The sequence below is a fragment of the Pseudomonas sp. PA27(2017) genome (genome assembly GCF_001945445.1).
Lineage (GTDB): Bacteria > Pseudomonadota > Gammaproteobacteria > Pseudomonadales > Pseudomonadaceae > Aquipseudomonas.
In genome coordinates this window covers 173560-185465 of sequence record NZ_MSXW01000023.1, presented here as the reverse complement: position 1 = coordinate 185465, position 11906 = coordinate 173560, and the positions used below count along the sequence as shown (strand labels likewise).

Here is an 11906-nt window from a genome sequence, read left to right as displayed (position 1 = left end):
GACGGGCGCCGGTTACGCCAGCGCCGCGTTCAGCTCGGCGGCGATGGCGGTGTGATCCAGCGCCTGGCCGATCACGATCAGGCGGGTCACCCGTGCTTCGTCAGGCTTCCATGCACGGTCGAAATGTTTGTCGAACCGCTGGCCGACGCCTTGCAGCAGCAGGCGCATGGGTTTGTTCGGCACGGCAACGAAGCCTTTCACGCGCAGAATGCCGTGTTTGCCGACCACATCCTTCAGCGCAGCGAGTAGTCGCGCCTCGTCCGCTTCCGGTAGTTCCACGTGGAACGAGTCGAATTCGTCGTGATCGTGATCGTCGTCTTCATCGTCGTGGTGAGTGCGGCGGCCCTCGATATGCAGCTCGGTCTCGCTGTTCAGGCCCAGCAACACATTGAGTGGCAGCGAGCCGCCATGAGCCTCGACCACCTTCACCGCCGGCGGCAGCTCCTCGGCCACTTCGGCGCGCACGGCGGCCAACGCGTCGGCATCGAGCAGGTCGGCCTTGTTGAGGATCACCAGGTCGGCGCTGGCCAGTTGGTCGGCGAACAGCTCGTGCAGCGGCGACTCATGGTCGAGATTAGGGTCGAGCTTGCGTTGGGCATCGACCTGATCCGGGAAGGCGGCGAAGGTGCCGGCTGCAACGGCCGGGCTGTCGACCACGGTGATCACCGCATCGACGGTGCAGGCGTTGCGAATTTCCGGCCAGTTGAAGGCCTGCACCAGTGGTTTGGGCAGGGCCAGGCCGCTGGTTTCGATGAGGATATGGTCGAGGTCGCCGCGGCGCTCCACCAGCTCGCGCATCACCGGAAAGAACTCTTCCTGCACGGTGCAGCACAGGCAACCGTTGGCCAGCTCGAACACGCGACCGTTGGCTTCTTCCTCGGTACAGCCGATGGAGCACTGCTTGAGGATCTCGCCGTCGATACCCAGCTCGCCGAATTCATTGACGATCACCGCGATGCGCCGGCCCTCGGCGTTTTCCAGCATGTGGCGCAGCAAGGTGGTCTTACCGGCACCGAGAAAACCGGTGACGATGGTGACGGGAAGTTTGGCGAGCGTTTTCATGGAAGCCCCTGGCGTCTGGAGAAACGGCGAGCGGGCAATAGGATGGCAGGCGCGGGCAAACCCATGCCGAGCATCACCGGATCACCCCGCCCGGTTGTCGAAAGCGTTATCGAGGCAGGTCTCCTGGCTGGCAGGTCATGGCGCGCGGCCGGCCTTCCCGGTTGCCCAGTGGCGATTGGCGACGCACTCGCTGCTTACAGTTGCGGGGGCAGCCACGGCGGTCCGTGTTCCCTCTTAGCTGCTTGATGACAAGCAGCACCTCGAAAACGCAAGGCTACGCAGAGCCCGCCGTACGGTCAATTGCCAGAAGACCTGCAACATATTGACGCACTTGCCGCTTCGTGGTGTTCTTGCCCGGTTGTTTCAGGTGTCTCACGTCGACGTGCGTGAGGTGAAACGGGAAGCCGGTTCGAGTCCGGCGCTGCCCCCGCAACGGTAAGCGAATGCCAGGATCGTTTTGGCCACTGTGCGCATGCATGGGAAGGCCGATCCCCATCGCCGCAAGGTGATCATCGCGAGCCCGGAGACCGGCCTGGATCGTCTGTTTGGCAACCCGCGGTGGGCGGGCACGCGCCGATCGCTGCCTGCCTGTGCGGGCTGTCTCGCCGTGTCCTGCTGTGCCGTTTACCCCTGAGGTCTACGATCATGTCCAGCAGCGTCATTTCCACCTCCAGCGTTTCCACATTGCCCCTCTCACAGCGCATCCTGCTTGCTGTCGGGAGCTGCGTGCTGGGTGCCGTCCTGATTTTCTTCGCCGGCTTCTCCCATGTCGAAGCCCTGCACAACGCCGCCCACGACACCCGGCACAGCGCCGCGTTTCCGTGCCACTGAGGGATTGCTGATGATCAAGCGTATCGCCCAGACCGCCGGCTTCGCCGGCCTGCTCGCCGCCATCGTGCTGACCTTGCTGCAGAGCCTGTGGGTCACCCCGCTGATCCTTCAGGCGGAAACGTTCGAGGTCGCGGAGCCTGCCGCCATCGAGCACAGCCATGACGCCACCGCTGCCCACGACCATGGCGCGAGCGGCCACAGCCACGACGACGAAGCCTGGGCGCCGGAAGACGGCTGGCAGCGGCTGTTATCCACAGGCCTGAGCAATCTGGTCGTCGCCGTCGGCTTCGCGCTGATGCTCGCCGGCCTGTTCACCCTGCGCGCCCCGGAAAAAACCTGGCAGGGCCTGCTCTGGGGGCTGGCCGGATTCGCCACCTTCGTCCTGGCGCCCGCCAGCGGCTTGCCGCCAGAGCTGCCGGGCACTGCCGCAGCGGAACTGTTGCTGCGCCAGTACTGGTGGATCGGCGCGGCTGCTTCGACCGCTGCGGGCCTGGCGCTGCTGGCGTTCGGCGGCAACTGGATGCTGCGCATTCTCGGTGCGGCGATTCTCGCCTTGCCCCACCTGCTCGGCGCGCCGCAGCCCGACGTGCATGAAAGCCTGGCGCCCGAGGCGCTGGAGCATCAGTTCATTCTCGCCTCGCTGCTGACCAACGCTGCGTTCTGGGCGGCGCTGGGCCTGGCTGCCGCTTGGTTCCACGGCCGTGGGCGCCGGCAGCAGTGAGTGAGCGGCCTGCTCTCGTCGCCGGCCTGGGTTGCCGGCGCGAGTGCTCGCTCGAAGAGTTGCTGAGCCTGCTCGACAACACGCTGGCTGAGCATGGCTCGAGCACTGCCGAGCTGACAGCCCTGGCCAGCAGCGACCACAAGGCTGACGAGCCAGGCTTGCAGCAACTGGCTGCCCAGCTGAACCTGCCGATCCACTTCCTGCTCGCCGAGGTGCTGGCGGGTTACCATGGGCGCCTGACCGAGACCTCCGCGCAGGCGCTACAGGCTACCGGCACGCCAAGCGTTGCCGAAGCCAGCGCCCTGGCCCTGGCCGAACAGCTGAGTGACCGACCCGCTCGCCTGTGGATAACCAAGCGCAAGAGCGCCAACGCCACAATGGCCGTTGCCTGCAGCGATCCGTAGGGTGGATCGGGACGCGTAGTCCACGCTTTCTCGATCCACGGGATGGCGATCCCCGCCTAACAACCGGATAAGCCGAACACCACGGTGGAAGAGAAAAGCGCCTTCCACCCTACAACCCAGGACTCGCATGACCGTCTATTTCATCGGCGCCGGCCCCGGCGACCCCGAGCTGATCACCGTCAAGGGCCAGCGCCTGATCCATAGCTGCCCGGTAATCCTCTACGCCGGCTCGCTGGTGCCCGAAGCGGTGCTGGCCGGCCACCGGGCCCACCAGTTGGTGAATACCGCCGAGCTACATCTCGATGAAATCATCGCCTTGCTACAGGCGGCCCATGCACGTGGCGAAGACGTGGCGCGGGTGCATTCGGGCGATCCGTCGCTGTACGGCGCCATCGGCGAACAGATTCGTCACCTGCGTGCGCTGGGCATCCCCTTCGAGATCATCCCCGGCGTGACCGCCACGGCCGCCTGCGCCGCGCTGCTGGAAAGCGAGCTGACGCTGCCCGCGGTGTCACAGACGGTGATCCTTACCCGCTACGCCAGCAAGTCGCCGATGCCGGCGGGCGAGCAGTTGCATGATCTCGCCCGCCACGGCGCGACCATGGCCATCCACCTGGGCGTGCAGCACCTGCCAGAGATCGTCGCCGAGTTGCTGCCGCATTACGGCGCCAGTTGCCCGATCGCGGTGGTGCATCGCGCCAGCTGGCCGGACCAGGATTGGGCGGTCGGCACCCTGGCGGATATCGAGGCCAAGGTCAGCGCCAAGGGCTTCCGGCGCACCGCGCTGATTCTCGTCGGCCGGGTGCTGGGTGCGCAAGACTTCGCCGATTCGGCGCTCTACAACGAAGGCCACCGCCATCTGTTCAGGACAAGCGCTGCAGACGATACAGGCTCTCGCTGACCTTGCCGCGGTTGTCGGCAATAACCATCTGCGCGCCGTAGCGGGCGAGGCGTCCATTGAGATCGCTGGCGTACAGCTGCTTGAGAAAGGCCGAGTAATCGACAGCGCTGGGTTCGCCGAACAGCCAGACATGCAGCGCCGGCAGGCGGAAACTCCAGTGTCCCTCATCGCAGTCGAAACCGGACTCGCGCAGCCGGGCGATCACCTGCTGGTCGCCATGCAGCACCGCTTCGCAGCTGCGATACAGGGTGTCGAGCCAGGCACTCATCCGCTTGCAACCTCTGGCAATTCGATACGAAAACAGGCCCCGCCCTGTTGATTGCTCACGCTCAACTTGCCACCCATCTGATTGACCAACCCATAGCTGACCGACAGCCCGAGGCCAGTGCCCTTGCCCACCGGTTTGGTAGTGAAGAACGGGTCGAACACCCGATCCAGCAGCAGCGGGTCGATCCCGCCGGCGTTGTCCTGAACCTGCACGATCACCTTGCCGTCCTCGCACTCACTGCGCAGCAGGATACTGGGCTCGAGTTCCGGGTGCTTGTCCCGCGCGCTGAGCAGTGCGTCCTTGGCGTTGACCAGAAGGTTGATGATGACCTGTTCGAGCTGGTCGGCATGCCCACGCACCTGGGGCGTGCCGCACAGCTGCAGGGTCAGGTTGATGTCGCGTACCAGTTCGCCTTCGCGGATCAGCGTCAGGGCGCCTTCGATGGCTTCGTCCGGGCTGAACAGATCGTCCTCGACCTCGGAGCGTCGCCCGAAGATGCGCATATGGTTGATGATCTTCGCCGCGCGGGTGATCTGCTGCTCGATACGGCCGAGCTTGTTCTTCAGGTACTCAGGGTTGGCCGAGCCGTTCTCCACGCCCTTGAGGGTGTTGGTGAGGGCGATGCGCATGACGTTGAGCGGCTGGTTGATCTCGTGAGCCAGCCCCGTGGCCATTTCGCCGAGCACCGCCATCTTGGCGCTCTGGTTGAGCATCTGCCGGGCCTTCTGCAACTCGGTATCGTCGCGACCGACGGCCTGCACCTCGATCAGCTTTCCGTGCTCGTCGAACACCCCGCGCTCGGACAGCACCCACCAGATGTGCTCGCGGCCAGGCAGATCCATGCGCACCAGCGCCGTACCAACAGGCTCATTGGGGGTCAGCTGGCGATGGCGCTCGCGAAACTGGGTCAGTTCCTGGGCCGAAAGATAAGTGGCCAGGCTGGTACCGGGCAGGTTTTCCTGGCGAATGCCCAGATATTGGGCCAGCGGCCGATTGGCGTAGACCAGGGTAAGGTCGGGGCGATAGCGACAGATGATCGCCGGCGAATCCTCGACCAGGATACGGTAGCGCTCCTCGCTCTCGCGCACCCGCTCGGCGGCCTGGGCAGCGTCGGTTACGTCCAGGCACAGGCCGACCGCTTCGATGGGGATGCCGCGCTCGTCGCGAAGCAGCTTGGCCTCATCCTGCAGCCAGTGGTAGCGACCATCACGGTCGATCAGCCGATAGCGGCAGCTGGCCACGCCCTGGCTGAGCAGCGTGCGGGTGTGAGCGAAGTAGATGTCGCGATCATCGGGGTGGATGAAATCGGCCACGCTGCGCTGCACGAAGTCATCCAGCGTCCAGCCCAGCAGCGCGCTGCAACTGTCGCTGCAGAACACCGGCACGAATACGCCGTCGTCGTAGCGGTTCACGTAGATCACCGCCGGCGCACTGGCGACCAGGCTCTTCAGGCGCGTGGTAGCGGCGTCGGCCTCGACCTCCTTGAGCTTCATGTCGTTGATGTCCAGCACGGCGCCGACAATGCGCCGCTGGCCGTTGGCATTGAGGATGCGTGTGTGGATGCGAAACCAGCACAGCGCATCGTCGGCATCGCGCAGGCGCACCACCTGCTCGAATGCCCGGCCGCTCAGTTCGGCGTCGCCCAGGCGGATGCGGAATTCGTCGCGATCGGCCGGGTTGAGCAGCTCCAGCCAGTCGGCCAGGGTGACCGCCTCATCCTCGCTGAAACCGAAACGCTGAGTCAGGCAGGGCGCCAGCAGGAAGGCACCGCTGCGCGGTACGTACTCCCACCAGCCGGTGCCCAGCAGGCTCTGCAGAATATCCACTCGCTCGCCGTGCACCTTGCGATTCTGCTCATCGAGACGTTGCAGCAGCGGCGCGGCGACATGGGCGAACAGATCCAGCCAGTCACGGGTATTGAGCTCGGGCATGCTCTGGTGGGCGACGTACGGCGAGCACAGCAGCCAGGCGCGGATGCCCTGGTGGTCGGCGTACGGCACCAGCCACACCGAATCCGCAGCGTGCCACTCGGCGACTCCGGCATCACCGCGCAGCCACTGCACCGGCTGGTCGCCGGCATAGTGCTGCAACTCCCGCGGCAGGTGCTGGCCATCGTCCCAGAACACCGGCGTCAGGGCATCGCGGTAATGGCCGACGACCTGCCAGCCGCCGCGCAGGTTATCCGGTAGCGCCAGGGCCACACAGGCCATACGCAGGGCCTGGGCCATGGCACCCAGCCAGTCGTGAATATGCCGCGCAAGTTCCACCCGCTCGGTGCCGCGCACGGTCTGCGCCACGGCGCTGATCTGCGAGAACACCTGCAGGCGCTGTTCGCAGGCATGCAACCTGGCCAGAAAATCACCGATTTCGAAGGCTTGTAGTGACCAGCCCTGTATTTCCGCCTTGAGCCAGCCACGGGTGTGAAGGATGCCGCCATCGCGGGTCACGAACGACAGATCGAGCATCTGCTGCACGAAGGCCGCCAGGTCGGTGACCAGATAGCGACTCTGCCCATGCAGCAACTGCTCCAGCGGCACGACCTGGGAAATCGCGATCGGCAGGCGATCGGACAGACTGCCAGAAACCTCGAACACGCGCCCCAGGGCGTCGATGGACAGATTCAGACAAGGGCTGTTGGCCGATACGGGAGGCGGCGGCGAGACGATGCCTGTCTCGTGCGGCGTCTGGGAGTCTTCGCCGCGTTTGAACCAATCCTTGAACACTTGCATTGTCCGGCCCACCTACCATGATTAGCGCCGCGGACGGATGAAACTCCGCCAACATGAATCGGGCTGCCACGCCCTTCTTTCCCTGGATACCCGTTGTCGCCATGTCCTACTTCCTACTGCTCGGCTGGCTGGCCGCCTGCGCCTGGCAAGATGCCCAGTACCGCCGGATCAGCAACCTGCTGACCCTGGGCGCCCTTGCCGCCGCCCTGCTCCACCTGCTGGCCGTTGGCAGTAGCCTTACCGACGCCTCCGTTCAGGGCGCCGCCCTGGCGATGGGCATAGCGTGTCTGCTGTCGCTGCCCGGTTACCTGACTCGCCAGATGGGCGCTGCCGACGTGAAGATGCTGCTCGCTCTGGGCGCCGCCAGCGACAGCAGCCATGTGCTGTTCAGCGTGATCGGCGCGGCCCTGGTGCAAGTCGCCTGGTTGATGCTGCTGCGCGCCAAGCCAGGCATCGCTGCGGCACTTCCCGAGAAATGGGTATTCCTCAGAGCGGCCACCGCGCAGAAGGCGCCCTACGCACCCTTTCTATTTGCAGGCTTCGCACTGACAGGTATCTGGTTATAGTGCGCAGCGAATAATCAAATGAGGATAACCAAGGGCTACACGTTCTCCTATAACACTAAAGTGATAACTCAACTTTTGCGAAGCCTGTACAACCGATCACTTTTGACACTAAGTTGGCCGCTGACTACGCTGCAAGTTGGTACCTTTACCCAATAGGCAGATGCCTCGCATGGAACGCATTAACACCTTGCGAATAATGATCGTCGATGACGAACCCATCATTGTCGAGGAACTCGCCGAGTTTCTCGACCAGCTGGGTTACGACGTGACCTCATGCCACAACACCTACGATGCGCTACAAGCCTTTCAGGAGGATGAGCGCATCGCCATCGTTCTCAGCGATATGCACATGCCAGGGCTGACCGGCGTGCAGCTGGTGGGCGAGCTGGCCAGGCTGGCGCGCCCCGGGCGCCTGTATGAAACGGCCATTTTCACCGGCAGCACCGACAAGCAAGACGTCATCCTCGCCTTGCGCGCCGGGGTGAGTGACTATTACCAGAAGCCGGTGGACCTGCAGGAGCTGCAGGCGGGGGTGAAACGCCTCCATGAGCGAGTCGAGCAGAAAATCAAGGAACAGCAGATTCGCCAACAGATCCAGGACCTCGCCGCTTCGCTGCATGAAATGCACAGCGAGCTGATCCCGACCATACCGATCAAGAACGTCGCGCAGATGAGCGCAACGGCCGACACCATTCCCGAACCGTTCGACAAACTGTCACGTCGACAACTGGCCGTCGCGCAACTTATCGCCAAAGGAATGACCAATTATCAAATATCCTGCGAACTGGGTATTACGGAGAATACCGTCAAACTTTATGTTTCCCAGATATTGAGACTGACTCGAGTTCACAATCGGACTCAACTGGCCCTGTCTTATCCTTCCCACGGGTAAAGTTTGTAAATACCTATACAACTTCCAGCGCTTCGCTTGTTAAGAAGTTGTTAAAACTGCTTGGCCGTACAACTTTGACACTGTCGATTACGGCCAGCGCGTTCTACTCGCCCAGTTGCCCCCCGGCATCCTGCTCGAAGAATTCAGGGATTGGGTGCTTGTGGCTCTCCAGCCACCGCTGCAATGCCAGCTCGCGCTCGGCGGGCGTTGAAACCTGCGGGTTGGGCGATGCCAGTTGCCCTTCACGCTGCAGCCGCAACCAGTGGCCTGTCTGGGTTTGCACCTCATCGCCCACCAGGGGGCGCCCCTGCCCTTCGTCCGCTGCCAGGCAGAAAGCTGGCAGGGCTGCCAGCAATGCACAGCCGATGATCGATCCTTTCATGGTGCTTTCCTCCTGGCAGCCGGCCCGAGGCCGGTTCAGTTGACGCTGGCGGACGTTTCTTCGATCGGTACCACGCGCACGAAGCCGCCATCGTCCGGCACGATCAGGCGGCCTGCACGCATCTCGATGCCGGCGCGCACGGGCGGTGTTGCCGTGGCGGCGGGCGCTGCAGCACTCGCGGTGACGGGTGCACTGGCAACCACTGCTGTAGCGGGGGCAGGCGCAGGAGCGACTGGCGCAGCAGCAGGTTTGGGCGCGGCGGCCACCTGTCGCGGCGCTGGAGCTGCAGGGGCGGGCCGGGCGACCGGCGCTGGCGCGCGAGCGACAACGGGAGTGGCTGCAGCCGGAGCAACGGGAGGGCGAACGACCGGACGTGCTGGCTGCGTGGTGGCGCCCGGCGCCGGGTCGGCCTTGGCCAGAACGGTTGTTTGCGTGGCTGCCGGCTTTTCTGCATTACTGGCCAGCGACAACGGCACCACCGGGGTCGGCCGGAAATTGGACAGACGTGGCGCCGGAACGGCAGGTGTCGCCGTCGCAACGGCTGGCTGCACGACGACAGCCGGCTCGGGTTTGCTGGCTGACGCTGCTTTTACCAGCGGCGCAGCAGCCGGGGCGAGCGGCGCAGCGCTGGCCGACACAGGTGGCGGCTGTGGAGTCACCCGTACCACCGGCGCTTTGGCTGCCGGAGCCGCGGGCGGCGGCGGTGTGCTGGCGTTCTTGCTACGCATCGCCTGGGCACGCTCTTCGGCGGCGCGCAGTTGGCTGGCCGAGAAGCCCATGCGCTGGGCCAGGGCATCGGCCTGCGGGCGCATGCCCTGGTAAATCAGCAGGGTCAGCAGGTTCAGCGCCGGCTGCTGTTCGGTCTCATTGAGCTCCAGGGCGGTCAGCAATTCGAAACGGGCTTCGTCCAGACGCCCGAGGTTCATGTACACCACACCGAGGTCGTTGCGAATCGCCGCACTGGTCGGGTCCAGGCTGGCCGCCAGGCGCAGGTGCTCGAGCGCCTCGGGGTAACGCCCCGCAGCGCTGGCAAGTTGGCCGAGGCCCTGCTCGCCCCGGGCCTTGAGGCAGGTGCGGGTCAGGCTGGCGTACAGGTCGCCGGCTTCCGGGCGGTTCAGCGAACGCAGGATGCGCGCCTTGGCCAGGCGCGCTTGCGGCAGGTTGCCAGGCAAACGCTCCAAGTTGGCCAGCGCCGCGTGCAGGCGCCCCTCCTCGGCGGTCTTCTGTGCGAGGTTCAGCGCCAGTTCCTGCTCCTGGCTCAACGGCGCACAGGCCATCGGGGTCGCATCGGCCTTGCTCGTCAACCAGGGCGACTGGGCCGGGCCGCTTGCGCACCCTGCCAACAGCCCCATCACCCCCACCACGGTCACAACACGTTTCATCTCAACTCCCCCAGAGCACCGACGATTGCAATGAAGCCGGGCCCCGCCAATACGATCAACAACGCCGGAAACAGAAACATCATCATGATGACGGACATCTTGCCGGACAGCTTGGAAACCCTTTCCTCGAGCGCCGTGTGATGGCGGTCGTCGATCAGCTCCTTGAGCCGCAACAACGAGGCCATGGCGCCGCCGCCCTGGACGATAAGCTGTTCGAGGATCACCACGCAATCGGTGACCTCATAGACTTCCAGTGCGGCCGCCATGTCACGTAATTCGCGGCCCAGTTCGAGCCCCGCATCGACCCGCGCCAGCACCTGGCGCAGTTCGGCGCTGAGGTTGGGCAGGATGGTCTCGGCCTCCTTGGCCAACACCCGCAGGCCCTGTTCGACGGTCATGCCGACATCGAAGAGGATGCGCAGCAGCGGAATGAAGGTGGTCACCTCCTCGGCGAGCGCTTCCTGACGACTCTTCGCGGCCCAGGCCAGCCAGCGCTTGGGCAGCAGGTAGCCGATGCCCAGGGCGAACACCGGCGCCAGCCAGACCGGCTGCGGCGGCCGGCTCATCAGCAACTGGACGATCAGTACCAGCGCCAGCAGAACGATCGGCGTGCCCAGCTGGATGGCCGAGAACATCGACTGCTGGCTGCGCTTGCGCCAACCCAGGCGGTTGAGCAGCTGCAGGGTTTCGCTGTCCATGCTCAGGGTGCGACGGCCCAGGGAGCTGCCGCCGATGCCGCGCATGACACCGCCCCCGGAAACCCGCGACAGCGTACCCATGCGCTGGCTGAACTGGCGGCGCGCGCGCAGATCGGCATAGGCCAGGTACAGGAACAGCAGCGCCAGCGCCAATTGCAGCAGGGCACTGAGTATCAGCAAGGCGCTCATCACAGACTCCTCAGCATGCGCCACAGCGCCAGGCTGCCGAGGGCCTGCAGGATGAAGGCCAGAAGCAGCACCATGCGCCCGCTGGATTCCTGCCACATGCCGAGCATGAACTGCGGGTTGGTGATGAAGATGTAAAGCGCCAGGGCCAATGGCAGGCCACCCATCACGTAGGCGCTGATGCGCGTTTCACCGGTCAGCGCGCGCAGCCGGCGAGCGCTGTGCTCGCGCTCGCGAATCAGCCGGATCAGGTTGTTGAGCAGTTCGCTGCTGTTACCGCCATAGCGCTGGTTGACCCGAACCCCCAGGGCCAGCACCTGGAATTCGTCACGCTCGTAGAGATCGGCGAAATCCTGCAGGGCCTCGCCCAGGCTCATGCCGCGCTGCACGTTGCGCCTGGTGCGGGCCATGGCGCCGCGCAGCGGTTGCGGCGCGGTTTCCATGGCCAGCATCAGGGCATCGCCCAGGGGCCGGCCGGATTTGAGGCTGCGAATCACGTGATCGAGAAACACCGGCAACTGCTCGATCATGCGCAACACCCGGCGCCGGTAACGCAGCGCGATGAACAGCCGGCCGACCAGCAGCGGGCCCAGCAGCATGATCAGCAGGCCCAGCCAGTGCCCGACGATCAGGCCCAGCACGGCGCCCAGCAACCAGACGAACAGCCACAAACTCAGGCCCTGACGCGGCTTGCTGAAGCCGGCGCGCAGGAACAGCTTGTCGAGATGACCGATGGCGGCGCCCTGCAGGGGCTCTGGCTGATCGGCCAGCAGGCGCTGGATCACCTGCTCCGAGGCGGCCTGCTCGCGGCTCCTGCGCAGCATCAACAGGCCCAGCGCCAGCAGCGTGAGGCAGATCCCACCCAGCAGCATCGATGCGGTCAT

At 64.8% G+C, this 11906-nt stretch carries 13 protein-coding genes and 2 riboswitches; of the genes, 6 read left to right on the top strand and 7 right to left on the bottom strand.

The features are described 5' to 3' along the window. Positions 1–12: 12 nt before the first annotated feature. Entirely contained in the window at positions 13–1062 is a 1050-nt protein-coding gene (cobW, locus tag BVH06_RS13205) for a cobalamin biosynthesis protein CobW (protein WP_075934343.1), read from the bottom strand. Positions 1063–1157: 95 nt separating this feature from the next. Continuing rightward, positions 1158–1340: riboswitch (cobalamin riboswitch) on the bottom strand. Positions 1341–1410: 70 nt separating this feature from the next. After that, positions 1411–1613: riboswitch (cobalamin riboswitch) on the top strand. Between the two features lie 94 nt (positions 1614–1707). Here cobW and BVH06_RS13200 point away from each other — a divergent pair. The 4 genes from BVH06_RS13200 (at position 1708) to cobM (ending at position 3919) form a co-directional block, all read left to right on the top strand. Then, the gene (locus BVH06_RS13200) at positions 1708–1893 is read left to right on the top strand and encodes a CbtB domain-containing protein (protein WP_075929053.1); all 186 of its coding nucleotides are present in this window, start codon (positions 1708–1710) and stop codon (positions 1891–1893) included. Positions 1894–1903: 10 nt separating this feature from the next. Then, positions 1904–2614 (top strand): CbtA family protein, encoded by a 711-nt coding sequence (locus tag BVH06_RS13195; RefSeq protein WP_075934342.1) that lies wholly within the window; start codon positions 1904–1906, stop codon positions 2612–2614. Continuing rightward, positions 2611–3018: a cobalamin biosynthesis protein gene (locus BVH06_RS13190; protein ID WP_075934341.1), complete on the top strand. Its 408-nt coding sequence runs from the start codon at positions 2611–2613 to the stop codon at positions 3016–3018. The genes BVH06_RS13195 and BVH06_RS13190 overlap by 4 nt, the downstream gene beginning before the upstream one ends. A 127-nt stretch (positions 3019–3145) precedes the next feature. Continuing rightward, positions 3146–3919 (top strand): precorrin-4 C(11)-methyltransferase, encoded by a 774-nt coding sequence (gene cobM, locus BVH06_RS13185; protein WP_075934340.1) that lies wholly within the window; start codon positions 3146–3148, stop codon positions 3917–3919. Here the strand turns inward: cobM and BVH06_RS13180 are convergent. Both BVH06_RS13180 and BVH06_RS13175 read right to left on the bottom strand, forming a co-directional pair. Next, a complete protein-coding gene (locus BVH06_RS13180; RefSeq protein WP_075934339.1) occupies positions 3882–4187 on the bottom strand; it encodes a hypothetical protein in 306 nt (101 codons plus the stop codon). The genes cobM and BVH06_RS13180 overlap by 38 nt on opposite strands. Then, a complete protein-coding gene (locus BVH06_RS13175) occupies positions 4184–6916 on the bottom strand; it encodes a PAS domain-containing protein (protein WP_075934338.1) in 2733 nt (910 codons plus the stop codon). Before BVH06_RS13175 ends, BVH06_RS13180 begins: the two co-directional genes overlap by 4 nt. Before the next feature lie 101 nt (positions 6917–7017). On the opposite strand from BVH06_RS13175, the gene BVH06_RS13170 reads away from it, so the two are divergent. Together BVH06_RS13170 and BVH06_RS13165 are read left to right on the top strand one after the other, a co-directional pair. Then, on the top strand, positions 7018–7482 hold the full coding sequence (locus BVH06_RS13170) for a prepilin peptidase (RefSeq protein ID WP_075934337.1): 465 nt from the start codon (positions 7018–7020) through the stop codon (positions 7480–7482). Positions 7483–7651: 169 nt separating this feature from the next. Further along, the gene (locus BVH06_RS13165; RefSeq protein ID WP_075929046.1) at positions 7652–8374 is read left to right on the top strand and encodes a response regulator transcription factor; all 723 of its coding nucleotides are present in this window, start codon (positions 7652–7654) and stop codon (positions 8372–8374) included. Positions 8375–8477: 103 nt separating this feature from the next. On the opposite strand, the gene BVH06_RS13160 is transcribed toward BVH06_RS13165, so the two are convergent. From BVH06_RS13160 to BVH06_RS13145, 4 genes are read right to left on the bottom strand one after another with little or no spacing between them, the layout of a single operon-like run. Next, entirely contained in the window at positions 8478–8756 is a 279-nt protein-coding gene (locus BVH06_RS13160) for a DUF3613 domain-containing protein (RefSeq protein ID WP_075929045.1), read from the bottom strand. A 35-nt stretch (positions 8757–8791) separates the two neighbouring features. Further along, positions 8792–10138: a tetratricopeptide repeat protein gene (locus tag BVH06_RS25905; protein WP_075934336.1), complete on the bottom strand. Its 1347-nt coding sequence runs from the start codon at positions 10136–10138 to the stop codon at positions 8792–8794. Then, positions 10135–11025 (bottom strand): type II secretion system F family protein, encoded by an 891-nt coding sequence (locus tag BVH06_RS13150; RefSeq protein WP_075929043.1) that lies wholly within the window; start codon positions 11023–11025, stop codon positions 10135–10137. The genes BVH06_RS25905 and BVH06_RS13150 overlap by 4 nt, the downstream gene beginning before the upstream one ends. Next, positions 11025–11906 (bottom strand): type II secretion system F family protein, encoded by an 882-nt coding sequence (locus BVH06_RS13145; protein WP_075934335.1) that lies wholly within the window; start codon positions 11904–11906, stop codon positions 11025–11027. Before BVH06_RS13145 ends, BVH06_RS13150 begins: the two co-directional genes overlap by 1 nt.

What these genes read in the sequence shown, in the direction of transcription:
- cobW (WP_075934343.1), bottom strand. Translation starts at nt 1,062, where the DNA reads ATGAAAACGCTCGCCAAACTTCCCGTCACCATCGTCACCGGTTTTCTC.
- BVH06_RS13200 (WP_075929053.1), top strand. Translation starts at nt 1,708, where the DNA reads ATGTCCAGCAGCGTCATTTCCACCTCCAGCGTTTCCACATTGCCCCTC.
- BVH06_RS13195 (WP_075934342.1), top strand. Translation starts at nt 1,904, where the DNA reads ATGATCAAGCGTATCGCCCAGACCGCCGGCTTCGCCGGCCTGCTCGCC.
- cobM (WP_075934340.1), top strand. Translation starts at nt 3,146, where the DNA reads ATGACCGTCTATTTCATCGGCGCCGGCCCCGGCGACCCCGAGCTGATC.
- BVH06_RS13180 (WP_075934339.1), bottom strand. Translation starts at nt 4,187, where the DNA reads ATGAGTGCCTGGCTCGACACCCTGTATCGCAGCTGCGAAGCGGTGCTG.
- BVH06_RS13175 (WP_075934338.1), bottom strand. Translation starts at nt 6,916, where the DNA reads ATGCAAGTGTTCAAGGATTGGTTCAAACGCGGCGAAGACTCCCAGACG.
- BVH06_RS13170 (WP_075934337.1), top strand. Translation starts at nt 7,018, where the DNA reads ATGTCCTACTTCCTACTGCTCGGCTGGCTGGCCGCCTGCGCCTGGCAA.
- BVH06_RS13165 (WP_075929046.1), top strand. Translation starts at nt 7,652, where the DNA reads ATGGAACGCATTAACACCTTGCGAATAATGATCGTCGATGACGAACCC.
- BVH06_RS13160 (WP_075929045.1), bottom strand. Translation starts at nt 8,756, where the DNA reads ATGAAAGGATCGATCATCGGCTGTGCATTGCTGGCAGCCCTGCCAGCT.
- BVH06_RS25905 (WP_075934336.1), bottom strand. Translation starts at nt 10,138, where the DNA reads ATGAAACGTGTTGTGACCGTGGTGGGGGTGATGGGGCTGTTGGCAGGG.
- BVH06_RS13150 (WP_075929043.1), bottom strand. Translation starts at nt 11,025, where the DNA reads ATGAGCGCCTTGCTGATACTCAGTGCCCTGCTGCAATTGGCGCTGGCG.
- BVH06_RS13145 (WP_075934335.1), bottom strand. Translation starts at nt 11,906, where the DNA reads ATGACCGCATCGATGCTGCTGGGTGGGATCTGCCTCACGCTGCTGGCG.